A 17,515-nucleotide genomic window follows, 5' to 3' on the forward strand; every position below is an offset into this window, starting at 1 on the left:
GAAGAAGGGCGGCCCCGCGGATGCGGGGCCGCCCTTCTCGATCTCGGGGGAGGTTCCTGGTTCAGAACGTGATCCACTCGGTGCGGACCGTGACCTCCTCGAGCGCCTCCGCGGTCGGGGTGACGCCGATTCCCGGGCCGGTCGGCACCGTGAGGGTGCCGTTCTCGATCACGAACGGGTCCGTGATGTCGTGCCTGTAGTAGCGGTCCGAGCCGGACGTGTCGCCGGGGAGGGTGAAACCGGGAAGAGCGGCGAGCGCGACGTTGGCCGCCCGGCCGATCCCCGTCTCGAGCATGCCGCCGCACCAGACGGGGATGTCGTTGGCGGCGCAGACGTCGTGGATCCGCCGGGCCTCCAGATAGCCGCCGACCCGGCCCGGCTTGATGTTCACGATCGAGCACGCGCCGAGCGCGATCGCGTCGGCCGCCGCGCGGGCGGACACGATCGACTCGTCCAGGCAGATCGGCGTCCGCACGGCCTTCGCCAGCTGGGCGTGGCCGAGCAGATCCTCCTCGTCCAGCGGCTGCTCGATGAGCAGCAGATCGAACGGGTCGAGGCGAGCGAGATGCCCGGCGTCGCCGCGGTGGTACGCGGTGTTGGCGTCCACCTGCAGCAGCACCTCGTCGCCGAAGCGCTCCCTGACGGCGCGCACGGGCTCGATGTCCCATCCCGGCTCGATCTTGAGCTTGATCCGGACGTATCCCTCGTCCAGATAGCCGCCCACGGCGTCGAGGAGCTCGGGGATCGAGTCCATGATCCCCACGGAGACCCCGCAGTCGACCTGGGTGCGCACCGCTCCCAGCTCGCGAGAGAGCGGCACGCCCCTGGCGCGCAGCTCCGCGTCGAGGATCGCGAGCTCGAGGGCAGCCTTCGACATCCGGTGGCCCTTGAACTTCGCCAGGGCCGGCGCGACCTTGGCGGCGTCGAGGTCGGGCACCTGGGCCAGCGCCGGGAGCAGGAAGCGGGTGATCACGTCGACGCTCGCCTCGACGTATTCCGAGGAGTACAGCGGATCGGCCATCGCGACGCCCTCGCCCCAGCCCTCGGCCTCATCCGTGACGGCCCGCACGAGCAGTGCCTCGCGCGCGGTCGCGACGCCGAACGACGTGCGGAACGGAGACACCAGGGGCATCTCGATGACGCGGAGTTCGATCCCGCTGAGCTTCATTGCACTTCTCCTCTGTCGATGGTGTAGGCGCCGGAGCGGTCGAAGGAGAGCACGCGCGCTCCGTCGTCCATGAGGTCGCCGAGGGTCGCGCGCACGGCGAGGCGCCAGCGCGTGGCGAGCTCCGGATCCGTGCGGCGGAGGGATTCGATGTCGCGGGGGAGCGAGACGCGGACCAGCCGGGCCGAGGTCTCGTGCACGACCGGAATCGTGTCGTCCTCGCGGGAGAGCAGCGGCTCGGCGAGAGCCGTCGGCGCGTCGGGAGCGGAGCCGCGGCACGCCGCCGTCACCGCCGGATCGTGCAGATACCAGGTGACGAGCATCCGATCGGTGTCGTCCGCGCCGTTCAGCGCATCGCTCATCTGACCGTAGAAGTTGCGGAGGTATCCGGTCGGAGTGGCTGAGAGCTTCACGAGGTTGAAGTACGCATTGCGGCTGATCAGCGGGTCGAAGGTCCAGGAGATCTCGTCGAGGCCCTGCTCGAGCGCCCAGGATCGCTGGTGCACCTTGAGCGCGAAGCCCACGTTCCGCCCGCGCATGCGCGCCGACACTCCCGCGATGTGGCTGTGCAGCGCCCTCCGCTCGGGCGCCGCGAAGAAGCCGAAGCACGCGCCGACGAGCTCGTCGCCCTCGAAGGCTCCTCCGACGTAGCTTCCGGCCTTCGAGAGCGCGCGCAGCGTCTCCACGTTGACCGGCGCACGGTCGCCCTCGGCGGTCCAGATGCTGCGGAACAGCGCGGTCACCTGAGCGAACTCCTCGACCCGGGAGAGGATCCGGACTTCGATCCCGGCTTCCGCGGCAGCGGCGCCGGCGGCATCCGCGGCGGCCGCGGTCTCCTGCATGGAGGTTCCCATGATGGTCATCTTCCGCCTCCTGTCCGGATATCCGCGATGAGTTCTCGCAGCAGCGCGATGCGCTCGGGGATCATGTCGACGATCACGTGCTCGTCGTCGGCATGCGCGCCGCCGCCGACGGCGCCGAGGCCGTCGAGGGTCGGCACCCCGATGCCCGCCGTGTGGTTTCCGTCCGAGCCGCCGCCCACGGCGACGCCCTCGAGAGGCGCGAGTCCCAGGTCGGCGGCGACCGCGCGAGCGCGGGCGAACAGGTCGGCGGAGGCGCTCCGCTCCATCGGCGTGCTCCGCGGGCCGTCCACGATGCGCACCTCGGCGCCGGGAAGGGTCGCGCCGAGTGCGTGCAGCGCCCGGTCGACGCGCTCCTGCTCTGCGCGGGTGACCGCGCGCACGTCGACCGAGAACTCGGCCTCCGCGGGCACCGTGTTGCTCGCCGTGCCCGCCCGCAGCAGCGTGGGCGTCACGGTCGTGCCGGCGTCGCGATCGCCGAGTGCCGCGATCGCGAGGATGAGGTGTGCGGCCTCGACCGAGGCGTTCACCCCGCGTTCGGGTTCGAGGCCCGCGTGCGCGGCCCGTCCTGTGACGAGCACGCGGTAGACCGAGACGCCCTTGCGGGCCACCTTCACCGCGCCGCCGTCGGCCGAGGCTTCGAGCACGAGGGCCGCCGCGCAGTCGCGTGCCTCCGTCTCGATGAGGGTGCGCGACGACGGAGATCCGAGCTCCTCATCGCCCGTGATGAGGATGCTCACGCCCTCGCGGTCGTCGAGCGCGGCGACGGCGTGCATCGCCATCACCACGCCGGTCTTCATGTCGAAGCACCCTGGTCCGCGCAGGACGCCGTCTTCGACGCCGAAGGGAAGGCGTTCGAGCGAGCCGACCGGCCACACCGTGTCGTGGTGGCCGAGCAGCAGCACCCGGGGCGTGCCGAACCGCCAGCGCAGATGGGGTGTGCCGTCGATGACGATGCGCTCCGGAGCAGCGCCGAGCACGCGCTCGCCGAGTGCGGCGGTGACGTCGGCGCTGCGGAGGAGTGCCTCCCGGTCGTGCGAGGGCGACTCGCAGCGCACCAGTGCGCCGATGTCCGCGACGATCGCGTCGATGGTCATCTCCGGAACCTCTGCGGTGCGGGCCTGCGCGGCCATCACGAGACCTTCGGCGCGGCGCGCACGCCGTAGTGCAGGTACTGCTCGCCGGTGGCGAGACGGTAGAAGACCACGGCGTTCCAGGCCTGCGAGCCCTCGGGGCGCAGGACGAACTCGTTCTCCCGCACCGGGATCAGCGCATGCTCCTCGACCGGATCCGGAAGCAGCTCGGCGAGGGGGCCGGTCAGCGTCGTGCGCAGCCGCAGTCCGTCCGCGGAGTCGATCACGTCGATGCGCACGCCGGCCCGGTCGTAGGTGCCCAGCACCTCGGAGAAGTCGGACACGAAGGGGTCCTCGGGCGGAGCGAGCTCCTCGGGGAGGTGCACGTCGGCGACCTCCGAGAAGATCTCCTCGAAGAGCTCGAGGTAGAGGTCATGCGCGCCTCCGCCGTTGGTCAGCAGGGTCACCGCGACGCCCTCGTCGGGCAGCACCCGCAGGAACGCGGCCTGTCCGATCGTGTTGCCGTCGTGACCGTACAGCCGCCGCCCGTTCCAGTCGAACAGGATCCAGCCGACGCCCCAGGCGTCGCCGAGCGTGTAGGGGTTCGGCATGTCGACCTGGCGCTCCTGCATGCGCGCCACGCTGCGTTCGGAGAGCACTCGCGTGCCGTCCGAGGCGAGGCCGCCGGTGAGGTGCATGCGGGCGAAGGCGAGCACGTCGGCGGTCGTGGAGCAGACCAGGCCGGCCGGCCCCATGGCGCGGGGCAGCATCCAGGCGGGGGCGAGCTTCGGTCCGTCGTCGAGGATCTCGGTGTGTCCCGCGGCCGCGCTGTGCAGCAGCACCTCCTCGGGCAGCGTCGCCGAGTGCTCGAGGCCGAGCGGCGTCATCACGAGGTCCCGCAGGGCCTGGTCCCAGGTGGTCCCGGTGACCTTCTCGATCACGCGTCCGGCCAGCACGAAGCCGGAGTTGCAGTAGGACATGGTCGCGCCGATGGGATGGTTCTGCGCGACGCCGTCGAGGATCCCGACGTACTTCTCGAGAGCGTCGTCCCCGCGACCGGTGTCGGTGAACACGTCGCCGTCGATGCCGCTCGTGTGGTTGAGCAGATGCCGGAGCGTCACGATGCCCGTGATCTCGTCCTCGGAGGAACGGAACTCGGGCAGGTACTCCACGACCGGGCGGTCGAGGTCGAGCACGCCGTCGTCCACGAGCCGCATGATCGCCGTGGTCGTCCAGACCTTCGTCATGGATCCGATCTGGAACAGCGAGTCATCGGTCGTGGCGACCCCGGTGCGTGCGTTCAGGATGCCGTGGCGGGCGAAGACGGGCTCCTCGCCGAGACGGAGGATGCCGAGCGTCGCGCCCGGCACCTTGTGCGCGGTCGCGAGGGCGCTGAGCCGCTGCTGCCAGTGCCGGGCGTCCAGCGGCGCGCGCACCGGCCGGCCGGACACGGGGGCGTACTGCTGGACCCAGTCGATCACGCGCTGGGAGAAGTCGGCGCGGTGCGACGGGGGACCGGACAGGGGGAACAGGTGCGAGCCGCCGGGGTACAGCACGAGGCGGGCCGGCACGTCGCGCTCGCGCAGGGCGGTGAACCACTGCTCGGCCTGCCCGACGGGGCAGCGGTCGTCCTCGGCGCCGTGCAGGATCAGGGTCGGCGTGGTCACCCGGTCGACGTGCGTGAACGGCGACTGCGCCGAGATGAGGGCTTCGTCCCGCCACGGCAGGCCGCCGTTCTCCTTCGCGGAGAGGAAGTGGCCCATGTCGGACGTGCCGCCCATCGAGAACAGGTCGGTCACAACGCCGCCGGCGACGGCGGCCGCGAAGCGATCGTCGCGCGAGGTGAGGTAGCAGGTCATGAACCCGCCGTAGCTGTAGCCGGTGATCGCGAGGCGTGCCGGATCCGCGATGCCCTCGGCGACGAGCGCGTCGATCGGCTCGAGGAAGTCGTTCGCGTCGCTCACGCCCCAGCCGCCGGCCACGGCGCGGAAGAACGCGTTGCCGTAGCCGTCGCTGCCGCGCGGGTTGAGGGTGAGGATCGCCCAGCCGCGGCTCGCGAGCACCTGGTGGTACGGGTGGACGAGGTCGGCCGCGCCGTTCCATGCGTTGTGCGGGCCGCCGTGCACGTCGAGCAGCAGGGGCAGCGGTCCCGAGGCGTCCTGATCCCGGCGCAGCCATCCGGTGACCACGGTGCCGTCGGAGATCGTGAACGTGCGCTCCTCGGCGGGGACGAGGTCGAAGCCGGGAGCGGGCGACCTGGTGAGCGCCGTGGTCGTGCCCTCGGCGAGGTCGACCAGGACGACCTCGCCGAAGGAGTCGGGGGTGGATCGCACGATCGCGGCGGCCGACCCGGAGACCGACAGCCCTGAGATGTTCGCCGTGCCGGCCACCAGCGCGCGGGCGCCCGAGCCGTCCTCCGCGATGCGCCAGAGGTGGGAGGATCCGTTCTCGCGCAGGCAGAACACGAGCGCTCCGTCGGCGGTGTGCTGCGGCATGCCGCCGGGGTACCCGGGGCCGCCGGGCATCACGTTGCGGTCGAGTGCGGAGGTGAGGTCGATCGGAGCGCCGCCGGAGAGCGGGAAGAGCAGCAGGCCGGCGTTGCCGACCTCGGTGTCGGTGCGGCCGGCGGCCAGCACGTGCTTTCCGTCCGTGCTCCAGCCGACCGGGCTCGCCTGCACATCGGCGGCGCTCACCCGCACGGGGGCGCTGTTCGCGTCGGTCGAAGAGGTGACGAAGACCTGGATGCGCAGGGTGAGGTCGGCGTCGTCGTCCGGTGCCGAGGAGTAGGCGAGGAGGGATCCGTCGGGCGACCAGAACGGATCGGAGGCGTGCGCGTGTCCGCGGGTCAGCACCGTGACGGCCCCGGTGGCCACGTCGACGACGTGCAGCTGCTGCACGAGCGTTCCGAGTCGGCCCGCGCCGTCGATCTTGTGCCCGAGGCGGTCGGCGACGGTCGGAGCGGAGCGGCGGGCGAGGATCGTGTCCGCGCCCTCGTCGGGCAGGGCCGCGCCGTCCACCGGGGCGGCGAACGCGATGCGTGCGCCGTCGGGGCTCCACTGCGGGGAGCCGGCGCCGAGCGGCAGCGCGGTGAGAGCGCGGGCCTCCCCTCCGGACGCGGGAAGCAGCCAGAGCTGCGCCGGGCCATCCGCGGCGCGCAGGAAGGCGAGCGCGGATCCGTCTGGGCTCCACACAGGTGTGCTGTCCGCGTCACCTCGGGTGAGGCGCTCGGGTTCGCCTCCCTGGGTGGAGACCTGCCAGAGCGATCGACGATCGCGGTCGGCGTCACGATCCGTCGTGCGCAGCGCGTACACGACGCGCGTGCCGTCGGGGGAGAGGGCGGGCTGCTCGGGGGAGGCGATGGCGAGGAGATCGTCAACGGTCGCGGGGCGGTTCATGCGGACTCCAATCGGTGGTCGGTACTCACTGTGTCCGCACGGGGACGGCGGATGTTGTCCGGCCGGCCGAAAGGCCCCCACCCTCTTGGGCGCCGCGCACAGGTCGGGCCGAGGGGTCGGATCCGAGCGCCGCGAAGTGGCACGAGGCGCCGCGGATGCCGGTGGGCAGGACGGGGATCACGGTGCGGCAGACCGCCCGATCCGGATGCGCGACGGGCCCGATCGGGCACCGCGGATGGAAGCGGCACCCGCTCGGCGGCGAGTGCGGGTCCGGCGGCTCCGCGTCGAGCGCCGCGGTGTCACCCGTGCGCAGCAGGTCGCCGTGCCTCGTCGGCGCGGCGGCCAGCAGCTCTCGCGTGTACGGATGCTGCGGGTCGGCGAGGATCTGCTCGGTCGGACCGAACTCGACGATGCGGCCGAGGTACATCACGGCGAGATGATCGCTGAGGTAGCGGACCACGGCGAGGTTGTGCGAGATGAACAGCATCGTGAGCGACAGCTCCCGCCGCAGCTCGCGGACGAGGTTCAGCACCGAGCCCTGCACGGAGACGTCGAGCGCCGAGGTGATCTCGTCGGCGATCACGACCTCGGGATCCGCGGCGAGCGCGCGGGCCAGGGCGATGCGCTGGCGCTGACCGCCGGAGAGTGCCGCCGGAAGGGATCCGGCTCGTTCCGGGTCGAGGCTGACCATCTCGAGCAGCTCGGCCACTCTGGCCCGCCGGGCTGCGCTGCCGCGCAGGCTGCGGGGCAGCGCCTCGGCGATCGATTCGCCGATGCTCATCCGCGGGTCGAGCGAGGAGAACGGATCCTGGAACACCATCTGGATGGGCCTGCGCCGGCGGTGCGAGCGCACATCGGCGCCGTCGAGGGTGATCGCGCCGCCACTGATCGGCGCGAGGCCGATCGCGGCGCGGGCGAGCGTCGACTTGCCGGATCCGGATTCGCCGACGAGGCCCACGACCGAGCCGGACGGGACGACGAGGCTCACGTCGTCGACGGCGGTGAGGCCGGAGCGGTGGGTGCCGTAGCGGACGCTCACCTGGTCGAAGCGCAGCTCGCTCATCGGACGGCCTCCTGGGGTTCGAAGTCGGGCACGGGCACGGCGGTGGTGATCGCGGGCACGGCGGCCACCGGCAGATCGCCGTCGACCGGATGCCAGCAGGCGACCCTGTGCCCGTCTCCGGCGTCGGTGAGCGCGGGATCCTGCTCGCGGCACAGCGCGGAGGCGAGCGGGCAGCGATCCGCGAACGCGCACCCGGCGGGGAATGCCCCGGGTGCCGGCGGGCGGCCGGGGATCATGCGCAGCGGCGTGTCCCGGTCGGTGTCCAGCTCGGGGACGACGTCGAGCAGTGCGCGCGTGTACGGGTGCCGGGCGCTCTCGTTCAGACGGCTCGCGGGGAGGTCCTCGACGATGCGTCCCGCGTACATCACGAGCACGCGATCGCAGGTCTGCGCGACGACGGCGATGTCGTGGCTGATCAGCAGGATCGCGGCCTCGGTGTCGCGACGCACGCTCGCGAGCAGCTGCAGCACCTGACGCTGCACGGTGACGTCGAGGGCAGTCGTCGGCTCGTCGGCGATGATGAGCCGCGGGTGGTTCATCAGGCCCATCGCGATCATCGCGCGCTGTCGCATACCACCGGAGAACTCGTGCGGGAACTGTCGTGCGCGCCGCTCGGCCGCCGGCACGCGCACCGCTTTGAGGCGCTCGATCGCCCGTGCCATCGAGGCCGTGCGGCCCAGGCCCTGATGCTCCGCGGCGGCCTCGGCGAGCTGCGGCCCGATCCGGCGGGTGGGGTTGAACGAGGTCATCGGATCCTGGAACACCATCGCGAGCGACGTGCCGAGCAGGGGGCGCAGCGTCCGCTCGGGGGTGTCGAGCAGCGGTGTGCCGCAGAACTCGAGCCGGGCCGCGTCCACGTGACCCGGCCGTTCGATGAGCTGCGCCGCGGCCAGGGCCGTCAGGCTCTTGCCGGATCCGGATTCGCCGACGACGCCGATCGCCTCGCCGCGGGAGATCGAGAAGCTCACGCCGCGGACCGGGGTGACCCAGCCGTTCGCTGCGGGGAAGGACACGCGCAGATCGTCGACGAGGAGAACCATGTCATCGTTCACGACCTGCGCGTGCCCGGGGGCGCCCGAGAGGGCGGTCTGGGGGAGTCGGCGGGGGCGCCGCGCGTTGCGGCCGCCGAGGGCGGCGGCGGCGGTCTCGCCGAGGAGGTTGAAGGCGAGCCCGGCGATCACCACGGCGGTGGCCGGCCCGAGGGCGGCGGCGGGGTTCAGGTAGATCCGGTTGAGGCCCTCGCCGAGGAGCCGGCCCCAGTCGTAGGCCGGCACCTGCACGCCGAGGCCGAGGAAGGACAGGCCTGCGAAGGCGAGGAGGGCGCCGCCCGCGCTGATCGTCGCGTTGACGATGAGCGGCTCTCCGATGTTGGGCAGCACGTGCCGGATCAGTACGCGGAACCGGGAGACTCCGGCCACGCGTGCTGCGGCGATGAAGTCGCGCCCGGAGATCGCCGCAGACAGCGTCTGGGTGAGGCGCGCGAAGCCCGGGGCCATCGCGAAGCCGATCGCGAGGACGGACCCGATCGTGCCCACGCCGAAGATCACGGCGAAGAACAGGGCGAGCAGCAACCCGGGGAAGGCGACCGCGATGTTGACGAACGTCGACAGGATGCGGCCCGCCCAGCGAGGCAGGACCGCCGGCGCGGTGCCGAGGACCGTTCCGGTGACGACCCCGATCAGCACCGCGGCCATCGCGAGTCCCAGCGACAGGCGGGTCGCGACCATGACCCGGGCGAGCACGTCGCGGCCGAGCGCGTCGGTCCCCAGCAGATGGGCGCCGCTGGGGCTCCGGAACGCGGCGGTCGGGTCGATCCGCTGCGCCTGCGCACCCCAGATCAGCGGGCCCAGCAGCGCGACGAGCACGAGCAGGATCACCAGCGCGAGCGAAGTCAGCCCCAGCGGTGTGCGCACGACCGCCTTCAACGTGGATGCGACGGACATCAGGCCTCCTTGATCGTCGAGCGCGGATCGAGGGTGGCCAGAGCGATGTCGACCACCAGGTTCACCAGCAGCACGCCCAGGCCATAGACGAGCACGATGCCCTGCACCACGGAGTAGTCCTTCGAGAGGATCGACTGCACGATCATGGTGCCGAGCCCCGGCCAGGCGAAGACGTTCTCGGCGAGTACGGTGCCGGTGACCATGCCTGCCAGGAGAAGCCCGGTCAGGGTGAGCGTCGACGTCATCGCATTGGGCAGCGCGTGGCGCGTGTAGATGCGGTGGGGACGCAGCCGCTTGGCGCGCGCCGTGCGGATGTAGTCCTGCCCCAGCACGCTCAGCACCTCCACACGGATCAGACGGGAGAACACGGCGATCGGACCGACCGCAAGAGCGGTCACGGGCAGCACGAAGGAGAGCGGTCCCGAAGCGCCCGCGACCGGGAACCAGCCGAGCGAGACGGAGAGGACGTAGACGAGTCCTACCGCGAGGAGGAACTCGGGGACCGCAGCGAGCACGACCGTGACGACCGCGAAGGCCAGCTCGAGCCCGCGCCGGCGGCCGCCGCGCGTCGCGACCGCCATTGTGACGCCGATCGGCACCGAGGCCAGCAGCACCACGAGCACGGCGAGGGTCGCGAGCTGAAGCGTGGCCGGAAGCCGGGCCGCGACGATCTCGGACACGGGCTGGTTGGTCAGCAGCGAGACGCCCATGTCGCCGGTGAAGAGGTTGCCGAGGTAGTGCAGGTACTGCACGACCAGGGGCTGGTCCAGTCCGAGAGCTGCGCGGCGCGCCTCGACCAGCGCGACCGGCGCGTTCAGCCCTAGCGCGGCGCGCACCGGGTCTCCCGGTACCAGATGGATCATCAGAAAAGCAGCCGTGACCAGCACCCAGACCGAGAGGACGAAGAGCCCTCCACGACGGACCAGGAAGGACAGCCAGGGGTTGCCCGACCGTGCGGATCGGATGAGTATCGCCTGTGTGGCGGTGGTGCTGGTCACGGCTGGGTCCTCACTGGTACATGCGGATCGATGTCGGATCGATGCCGTCGCCCTCGGTGAACGTGGCCTTGTTCGCGAAAATGGTTCGCGCGATGTCCGCATAGGGCACCACGGTCGTCGTGGTCAGAAGCGCCTTCTCCGCGGCGGCCCAGTCCGAGCAGCCCTCGGTGCCCGGCTTGGCGGAGGCCGCCGCGACCGCCGCCGTGTAGGCGGGGTCGTCCACCGAGGCGAAGTTGGTGCCGTTCGGCGGGGTGGGGCCCGAGTAGAACGGCACCAGCATCGAGGGCAGCGAGACCGTGATCGCGGCGCCGGAGATGTCCCAGTCGCCGGAGGAGAAGAGCGTCTCGCTGAGCGCCGGCCCGTCCACGGGAGTCGTGGTCACGTTCACGCCCGCCTTCTTCCACATCGATTGCAGGAGCTCGACGCCCGCCGTGCCGGTGTCGCCGAGGAGGGTCGGGAAGATCATCTTGAGGGCGAGGGGCTTGCCGTCCTTGACGCGCATGCCGTCCGATCCGCGCTTCCATCCGGCGGCGTCGAGGGCGGCGTCGGCGGCCTTGGCGTCGAAACCGGGCACGTTGCCCTTCACCGTGTCGGCGCGGCAGGGGTTGGGTGCGACGGTGACGAGTCCGGTCGGTTCGGTGCTCTCGGCCAGCACCTGACGGACCTGGGCGAGGTCCACGGCCTGGGCGAGTGCCTTGCGCACGGCGGGATCCTTCGTCGGGCGCCCCGCGGCCTGGTTGAAGCTCAGCTGGCCGACGGGCGCGATGATCTGGGTGTGGAAGAGCTTGGCATCCTGAAGGCGCTTGCGATCCGGTCCCGCCACCTCCGCAGCGTTGACCTCTCCGGACAGGACCAGGTTGGCCGCCGTGGTCTCGTTCGGGATCACGCGGAAGACGACCTTGTCCGGAAGGCCCTTCTGGGTCGGATCCCATGTGCCGGGACCCCAGGCGAAGTCCTTGCGCCGAGTCAGCGTGTACTGGCTGTTCGGCGTGATCTCGGTCATCGTGAACATGCCTGTCGCGCCCTTGCCGGCGGCGAGCGCCTTGGGATCGTTCAACACCGAGCCGCAGACGATCGCGATGCTGCCGACGTTGTCGAGCAGGAACGCGTCGGGGCGGCCGCTGGTCACGGTCACTGTGCGGGTGGCGTCGTCGCCCACCGCGGTCGTGCCAGGCTGCACCTGCAGACCCACCAGGGGGGAGCCGGTGGCCGGGTCGGTGAGGTGGGCGATGTTCGCGGCGACGTCACTCGCGGTCAGGGGGGTGCCGTCCTCACAGGTGAGCTTGTCGCGCAGCGTGAACGTGGCGGTCGTGGTATCGGCGGTCCATTTCTCGGCGAGTCCGGAGGTGACCGTGCCGTCGTCCTTGACCTCGATCAGGCGCGAATACAGGAATCTGTCGATGCTGCGGGCGATGGACATCGCCGTCACGAACGGATCCAGGTTCCCGGGGTCGGTGGCGATCGCCGAGGTGAACGTCTTGCCGTTCGCGAGCGCGGCATCCTTGCCGGCGCCGGCCGCGCCGCCTCCCGCGCAGGATGTCAGGACGAGGGCGGTCGCGCCGAGGAGCGCGATCAGCGGGGTGCGGTGTCGCATCAGAAGCCTCCAGCAGTTTCGGGTGGTGCGGGGATGAGGACGGGGATGATGGGGGATAGGGACGGGGAGGAACGAGGGGTGCCAGGGCCGATCCTGGGCGGATCGGCCCGGACGTCAGGACCGCTCGGCGCGGAGCTGCTCGACGGCGGCGAATCCGGCGCGGCCGATCGAGGCGTCGACGCGCGGGAGCCGCTCGTCGAGCGTGTGCGCGCGGGTGAACACCGCGACGGCGTACCGGCGACCGTCGGGATAGGTGACGACACCCGCTTCGTTGCGCCAGCGGGGGAGGGTTCCGGTCTTCGCCGCGAGCGTCACCCCGTTCGGGAACCCGGAGGTCAGGCGATGCGGCCAGATCTGCTGCGCCATGATCGCCCTCGCTTGCGCACACGCCTCGGCGGGCGCGGCGGTGTCGGTCCACAGGGCGTTCAGCAGCGTGGTGACGTCGCGGGGAGTGGATGCCGAGGTGCGGGCGGGGTCGAGTGCGGAGATCCCGAGCAGCCGCTCCGGATCCGTCCCGGCCAGCAGCTCCTCCAGATCGTCGTCCGCGGCGCCGCCGAGGTCGGCCACCACGGAGGCGAACAGGTCCTCGCAGCAGCCGACGAGCCGTGTGTTCCGCAAGCCCAGGTCGGCGATCACGCGATCGACGGCGTCTCCGCCCAGACGGTGGTACAGGACGTCGGTGGCGGCGTTGTCGCTCATCGTCATCATGTTCTGGGCGAGGTCGCGCCAGCTCGCCTGCACGTCGTCCGAGAACCCGGCCGTGCCGATGCCGCCGATGCGGTAGCGCGCGGTGACGGTCGTCCTCTCGGTCGGGTCCAGCGTGCCGGCCGAGACGGCGCGCACGTACGCGGTGAGCACCAGGATCTTGAAAACCGAGGCGAGCACGACGGGCTCGTCGGCGCCGGAGTCCACCTCGGGACCGACCTCGGCGCCGATCTCGCGGGCGTGCAGGAAGCCCTCTGCATCCGCGTCCGCGAAGATCTCGGCGATCGAGGTCGTCATCGCGGTGAGGGGGCTCATGCGTCGACCCGGCGGTCGGCGCGTCCGGTGTGCAGATACAGGGCGCGGCCGCTGCCGTCGTCGCCGACGAAGGCGTGCGGCATGCGCATGCCGTGGTTCTCCTCCCGGGGGAGGAGGCTGTCGCCGGACCAGCCGACGAGCTCCACGGGCGCGGGAGCCGGTCCCAGCTCGGCGAAGATCCCCTTCATCGTGCGGCTGAGCCAGATCCTGCCCTCGTCGTCGACGCTCACCGTGGAGTCCGAGACCGAGGACGAGTAGGTGCCGAGGATGCGGTCCAGGTCGACCTCGACCGGCGACTCGGGGAGCACGGGGAGCGCGGCCATGTCGACGCCGGCGAGGGCAGAGAGGACCTTCGAGAACAGGCGGTAGTAAAGGTCGACCGTGTCGCCGCCGTTCGTGAGCAGCACCACGGCGACGCCCGCCGAGGGTGCGAAGCGCAGGAACGCGTTCTGTCCGATCGTGCCGCCGTCGTGTCCGTAGACCGGGCCGCCGGCCCAGTCGAAGATCTCCCAGCCGAGGCCCCAGGCGTCGCCGAGCACACCGAGATCCGGGAGGTCCACCTGGCGCTCCTGCATCGCCGCGACGCTCTGCGCGGAGAGGACCCGGGTGCCGTCAGGGGCGACGCCGCCGGCCATGTGCATGCCCGCGAACCCCAGCAGGTCCCGAGGGGTCATCGCGAGCATCGATCCGGCGGGAGCGTTGGAGCGCACCAGGCTCCACACCGGCGCGGGAACGGGTTCGCCGTCATCGCCGGGGATGTGGCCGAGCGCCGCGCGGAACATGATCGCCTGCGAGGCATCCGTCGCCACGTGCGTGAGGCCCAGCGGGCGGGCGAGGTGCGCGTGCAGCGCCTGGTCGTAAGTCTGACCGCGCAGCACCTCGACGATGCGGCCGAGCACCACGAAGGCGGCGTTGTTGTACGAGAAGCGCTCGCCGGGGACGAAGAGCTGAGGGGCGTCGGCGATCGTCGCCAGGTACTTCTCGACCGCGTCGTCGCCGACGCCGGTGTCGTTGAAGAGATCGCCCTCGAAGCCGCTCACATGGCTGAGCAGCTGGCGGGTGGTGATCGCGGAGGCCGCGGCGTCGTCCCCGACCGCGAAAGCGGGGACGGTGTCGCGCACCGGGGCGTCGAGGTCGAGCAGCCCCTCGTCGACGAGCTGCATGATGAGCGTCGCGGTCCAGGTCTTCGTGATGGAGCCGATCTGGAACACCGAGTCCTCATCGGCCTCCACCCCGGTGTTCTTGTTCAGGACGCCTGCCGCCGCGGTGAAGACCTCGCCGCCGGCGAGGATTCCCACGGATGCGGCGGGGACATGTGCTTCGGCGATCAATGCGGGCAGGTTCTCCCGCACCCAGGTGCCGATTTCGTTCAGGTCGGACATGTGCGCTCCTCTTCGTCGAGTGCGCCGTCGATCAGGGGGAGGCGACGGCGATGGGCCGAGACTATGCGCGCGGATCCGCGTCTCGTTGGTGCGTGCCGACGAGGCTTGCCGAGACCTTGGTGCCCCGGGACAAGGCCTCGCCGGTCAGCGGCGGCGGACGGCGCGCAGGCCGAGATGCAGCAGCTCGGGCCCTCCCTCGCCGGGTGCGAGCAGACGGCCGACGGCGGTGTCGTCGTCGGTCACCAGAGCACCGTCCGAGCGCACGCGCAACCGCATCATGGGGCGGGGCGGGACACCGAGCGCGGCGATGTCCTCGCGCAGGACCATGGTGACCTCGAGGGCGTCGCCGGCGCGGGCGACGTCGTAGTGCCATTGCCCGGCGTCGTAGGTGCCGACGGCGCCGTCGAGCGCTTCGGGCGGTGCGAGCCGGGCCGTCGGGCGCGTCTTCGAGATCCCGCGCAGATTCTGGAAGCACCAGTCGATGGCCCTGGTTCCGAGCGCCTTGCCGCCGGCGCTGTTCGTGAGCACCGTGATGGCGAGATCCTGATCCGGTGCCAGGACGAACTCGCTCAACTGCGTATCGGCGATGTTGCCGCCGTGCATCACGATCCGGGCCGGGCCGTGATGCGCGAGCAGCCAGGGGAAGCCGATCGCGTCGACCGGCGGGCCGGCGGTCAGCTGCGGCTCCTGCATGCGCCGCCGCGTCGCCTCGCTGACGGGCGCCGGTCCCGCACTCTCGCCGCGAAGGTGGAAGCGTGCGTACCGCAGCTGATCGCCCACCGAGGACACGACGCCGCCCTCCGGGTTGATGTCCCTGGTGAGGGGCCACTGTGCGAGGGGTACCGGAGCGCCGTCCTCGCCGCGCACGTGACCGACGGCGTGCGGGCGGGCGATGACCTCCCAGGGGAAGTAGAACGTGTCCGCCATGCCGAGCGGATCGATGACGATGCGCCGCACCGCCTGTTCGAACGCCTCTCCTGTCACGACCTCGATCACCCGGCCGAGGACGCGGATGCCGGCATTGCTGTAGGAGGCGATCGTGCCGGGGGCGAAGAACTGGGGCAGGTCGGCGTAATCGTCCACATTGCGTGCCAGGGCGTCGTCGTTCCAGCCCGGCCGCTCATCCGCGTCCCCGAGGAACCCGCCGGAGTGCGTGAGCAGGTGACGCACGCGGAGAGCGTCGAGGGCGTGCTCGTCGGCCAGCCGGAAGCTCGGGAGGAGGTCGACGATCCGCGCCTCGAGATCGAGGTCGCCGTCCTCGATGAGACGCATCGCGACCGTCCCGGTGAGGGTCTTCGATGTGGAGCCGATCTGGAAGAGGGTGCGTTCCGACACCGCGGCGCCGGTGGCGGTGTCGGCGATCCCCGTCGTCGCGATGATCTCGCGGTCGCCGTCGACGATGCCGACGATCGCGCCGGGCACCTCCAGCTCCGCGGCGGTGTGGTCCAAGAACTCCTGCAGATCAGAGTTGTGCATCATGCCTCTCCTCGTACGGCGCGCCCCGGATGGGCGTCGGCCACGATGTCTCCGGCGTGCACGACGGCCGTGCCGTGCACGTACAGCTGCCGCACGCCCTGCGAAGGGCGCGTCGAGTCGGCGTACGTCGCGCGATCGGTGATCGCGGCCGGGTCGAGCACCACGATGTCCGCATCGGCGCCGACGCTGAGGTGCCCCTTGGCGCGCATCGCGGGGGAGGCCTCGTCCAGCACGCGCGCGGGCAGGTAGGAGCAGCGGCGGAACGCTTCGATCCAGCTCCAGGTGCCGGATTCGCGGACCATCAGGCGCAGGGACTTCGCGAAGGTTCCTGCCGTGCGCGGGTGCGTGTGCCCGCCCTCGGGGAGCGGCCATCGGCGCTGCTCGTACACGGTCGGCGCCCCGCCGGATCCGGGCCACGAGATCGGCATCGCGTCGCTCGCGACGATCGCGTCGGGATAGGCGAGCGCCCGGTGCAGGTGGGCGCGATCGAGGGGATCCGCCTCGTCCAGGAACGTGACGATGCAGGCGGCGCCGGGATCGGAGGCGCGCACCTCGCGCAGCCGGGCTTCGTCGGCGATGCGCTCGCCGGTGTCCACGAGCACGAGCGCGGTCGGGGCGATGCCCAGGCCCGCGAGCTTCTCCGGCGCGAGGAAGAACGCGCCGATCGCAGTGCTGCCTGCGCCGTAGGGGTAGGCCTCGACCGTGACCCGGGATCCGGCTGCGCGGCTGCGGTCCAGCAGCGCCAGCACCCGGTCGATGTGGCGCAGCGATGTGCTGTTCACATGGCAGTGGTGCATCGCGGCGCCCGTCTCCGCCGCCGCGCGCACGAGCTCCTCCGAGCCGTCGATCGGGGTGGCAGGGTCCGCTTCGATCAGCTCGCGCACGTGCGTGAAGGTCGGGGCGTGGGCCGCGGCGGCGAGCTGGGCGAGCTCCAGGTACTCGTCGGGGTCGGAGCGCGGGGCGTAGCCCATCAGCACGCCGATGCCGAGGGCTCCGGCGGTGAGCTCGTTCTCCAGCAGTCCGAGCCAGCGGCGGCGCTCGGCCGGGCTCGAGGAGCGCTGCCAGCTCGGGTTGCCGAGGAGGTCCATCGACGCGGTGAAGTCGGCGACCGGAACGCGTTCGAGGTGCGCGTAGGCGCGTGCCTGTGCCCAGGACGCCGAGAACCCGTAGTTCAGCGGACGTCCCTCGCGGCCGGCGCGGGCGATCGCCTCGGCCACGGGCATGAGGCCCGCCTCCAGATCGAGCGCCGTGGTGACGCCGTCCATGGCCTGCAGGCGATGTCCGGCGATCGAGTGCACGTGACTGTGCAGATCGACGAAGCCCGGTCCGACGATGAGACCGTCCGCGTCGATCACGGTCGCCGCCTCCGGCGCGGCGATCCCGGATCTGATCTCCGCGATCCTGCCATCGGAGATCAGGAGGTCGGAGATCCTGTCGGAACCGGTCTTCGGGTCGATGACGCGCCCGCCGCGCAGCAGAGTGTCCACGCGACCACCGTGCCAGTCTCCGCGCGAAGGCGGCCGATCCGGTCGGACGAAGTTCCCGC

General features: G+C 71.5%; 12 protein-coding genes. All 12 read right to left on the reverse strand.

Annotation, left to right across the window (positions count from 1 at the left end; translation table 11 throughout):
* Window positions 1-61: 61 nt before the first annotated feature.
* Window positions 62-1,168, reverse strand: coding sequence for an o-succinylbenzoate synthase (menC, locus tag RS86_RS10255; RefSeq protein ID WP_045272162.1), 1,107 nt, complete (start codon window positions 1,166-1,168; stop codon window positions 62-64).
* Window positions 1,165-2,028 carry a GNAT family N-acetyltransferase gene (locus RS86_RS10260; protein ID WP_152642136.1) on the reverse strand — a complete coding sequence of 288 codons (864 nt, stop codon included), beginning with the start codon at window positions 2,026-2,028 and terminating at the stop codon, window positions 1,165-1,167. The genes menC and RS86_RS10260 overlap by 4 nt, the downstream gene beginning before the upstream one ends.
* Window positions 2,025-3,158: a M20 family metallopeptidase gene (locus tag RS86_RS10265; protein ID WP_235281742.1), complete on the reverse strand. Its 1,134-nt coding sequence runs from the start codon at window positions 3,156-3,158 to the stop codon at window positions 2,025-2,027. The genes RS86_RS10260 and RS86_RS10265 overlap by 4 nt, the downstream gene beginning before the upstream one ends.
* Complete coding sequence (locus tag RS86_RS10270) at window positions 3,158-6,493, reverse strand: serine hydrolase (protein ID WP_045272163.1); 3,336 nt, start codon at window positions 6,491-6,493, stop codon at window positions 3,158-3,160. The genes RS86_RS10265 and RS86_RS10270 overlap by 1 nt, the downstream gene beginning before the upstream one ends.
* 25 nt (window positions 6,494-6,518) lie before the next feature.
* Window positions 6,519-7,556, reverse strand: coding sequence for an ABC transporter ATP-binding protein (locus RS86_RS10275; RefSeq protein WP_082076717.1), 1,038 nt, complete (start codon window positions 7,554-7,556; stop codon window positions 6,519-6,521).
* Window positions 7,553-9,499, reverse strand: coding sequence for a dipeptide/oligopeptide/nickel ABC transporter permease/ATP-binding protein (locus RS86_RS10280; protein WP_082076718.1), 1,947 nt, complete (start codon window positions 9,497-9,499; stop codon window positions 7,553-7,555). Before RS86_RS10280 ends, RS86_RS10275 begins: the two co-directional genes overlap by 4 nt.
* Window positions 9,499-10,497 (reverse strand): ABC transporter permease, encoded by a 999-nt coding sequence (locus tag RS86_RS10285; RefSeq protein ID WP_200892785.1) that lies wholly within the window; start codon window positions 10,495-10,497, stop codon window positions 9,499-9,501. The genes RS86_RS10280 and RS86_RS10285 overlap by 1 nt, the downstream gene beginning before the upstream one ends.
* A gap of 10 nt (window positions 10,498-10,507) precedes the next feature.
* Window positions 10,508-12,091, reverse strand: a complete 1,584-nt coding sequence (locus tag RS86_RS10290) for an ABC transporter substrate-binding protein (protein ID WP_045272164.1) — start codon at window positions 12,089-12,091, stop codon at window positions 10,508-10,510.
* Window positions 12,092-12,205: 114 nt separating this feature from the next.
* Window positions 12,206-13,111 (reverse strand): serine hydrolase, encoded by a 906-nt coding sequence (locus tag RS86_RS10295; RefSeq protein WP_045272165.1) that lies wholly within the window; start codon window positions 13,109-13,111, stop codon window positions 12,206-12,208.
* Window positions 13,108-14,493 (reverse strand): serine hydrolase domain-containing protein, encoded by a 1,386-nt coding sequence (locus tag RS86_RS10300; RefSeq protein ID WP_045272166.1) that lies wholly within the window; start codon window positions 14,491-14,493, stop codon window positions 13,108-13,110. Before RS86_RS10300 ends, RS86_RS10295 begins: the two co-directional genes overlap by 4 nt.
* A gap of 144 nt (window positions 14,494-14,637) precedes the next feature.
* Window positions 14,638-15,972, reverse strand: coding sequence for a serine hydrolase domain-containing protein (locus RS86_RS10305; RefSeq protein ID WP_082076721.1), 1,335 nt, complete (start codon window positions 15,970-15,972; stop codon window positions 14,638-14,640).
* Window positions 15,969-17,456 carry an amidohydrolase family protein gene (locus RS86_RS10310; protein ID WP_045272167.1) on the reverse strand — a complete coding sequence of 496 codons (1,488 nt, stop codon included), beginning with the start codon at window positions 17,454-17,456 and terminating at the stop codon, window positions 15,969-15,971. Before RS86_RS10310 ends, RS86_RS10305 begins: the two co-directional genes overlap by 4 nt.
* Window positions 17,457-17,515: the final 59 nt, after the last annotated feature.

This window comes from Microbacterium azadirachtae (assembly GCF_000956505.1).
Lineage (GTDB): Bacteria > Actinomycetota > Actinomycetes > Actinomycetales > Microbacteriaceae > Microbacterium > Microbacterium azadirachtae_A.